Here is a 1246-nt window from a genome sequence, read left to right as displayed (position 1 = left end):
TTGAACTGGTCAAGTAATTCTGGACACCAGTTAAGGTTTCACGCCGCCAGTTTCTCCATGGCTACCGGCGACCGGTAGCCGTTGTAGCTATGGAGCCTGACGTTGTTGTAACGCATCACATAACGCTGCACATCCATCCGGGCTTCATGCTCCGAGCTGTAGCCATCTTCTGGCACCCACTCTGATTTCAGGCTCCCAAAGAAACGCTCCATCGGGGCGTTGTCCCAGCACTCACCTTTGCGACTCATGCTTTGCAGGAGTCCATGTTTGCGCATCTCATTCCTGAATTTGTGGCTGGTGTATTGGCAACCTTGATCAGAATGAAACAGCACCTTTTTTGGACTGCCTCGCAATTGCACCGCCATGCGCAACGCTTCGCAGGTCAGCGTGGCATCGGAAATCATTGAAAACGACCACCCCACGATCCGGCGAGCAAACAAATCCAGTACTGCCGCGAAATACATCCAGCGCTTACCCACCTTGATGTACGTCACATCGCCACACCACACCTGATTGATCGCCGTGACATCAAACTTGCGCTTGAGCACGTGCGGCGCCACCAGGGCCTCCACGCCGGAAGATTTGTACTTGTGCCGCCGCCGTTGATGACTGGCAACACCGGCTTCGCGCATCAAGCTGCGAGCCATATGTCGCCCGACGCGATGCCCCTTTGCTTGCAACTCCTTGGAAAGGGTGCGAGACCCTGCGGACGCTCTGGATTCCTTGTGATGTTCGACCAGCACGGCTTTAAGTTTCTCCCGCTCAGGCTTCACCTTGCCTTGGCGCTGACGCCAGGCGTAAAAGCTGCTGCGGTTGACCCCAAACGCCCGACAGCAATTGTTAACGCCGTACTGCTCGTCCAGCTCGTTGATCAACGAGAATGATCTTTGGAGTCCAAAAGCAGGAGAGCACTGGCCTTTTTTAGGATTTCGATATCCAGGTCTTTTTGCCTGAGCAAGGCTTTGAGCTGCTGGATCTCTCGCTGATCGGCGGTAATCGCCCTGGCCCCTTCCGGGGTCGAACCCAAGCGCTCTTTGCGAACCTGATCGACCCAACGGCGCAAGGCCGTAGGACCGATATCCAGGCTGGCACAGACATCGGGAACTGATTGGCCTTCGTCCAGCACCATGCTGGCAGCTTTGAGCTTGAACTCACTGGAATAAGATTTACGCATATCCAAACACCTCAGATTTGGGCGCCATCATAGCGCCCGATTGAAGTGTCCAAAATCATTAGGCCAGTTCAG

General features: G+C 54.8%; 2 protein-coding genes. Both read right to left on the bottom strand.

Annotation, left to right across the window (positions count from 1 at the left end):
• Positions 1 to 38: 38 nt before the first annotated feature.
• Complete coding sequence (locus KGA81_RS29945; RefSeq protein WP_223551297.1) at positions 39 to 875, bottom strand: IS3 family transposase; 837 nt, start codon at positions 873 to 875, stop codon at positions 39 to 41.
• The gene (locus tag KGA81_RS29940; protein WP_223551295.1) at positions 872 to 1174 is read right to left on the bottom strand and encodes a transposase; all 303 of its coding nucleotides are present in this window, start codon (positions 1172 to 1174) and stop codon (positions 872 to 874) included. Before KGA81_RS29940 ends, KGA81_RS29945 begins: the two co-directional genes overlap by 4 nt.
• Positions 1175 to 1246 lie beyond the last annotated feature (72 nt).

This window comes from Pseudomonas sp. A-B-19 (assembly GCF_019947515.1).
GTDB lineage: Bacteria > Pseudomonadota > Gammaproteobacteria > Pseudomonadales > Pseudomonadaceae > Aquipseudomonas.
This window is presented reverse-complemented; position numbering and strand designations above follow the sequence as displayed.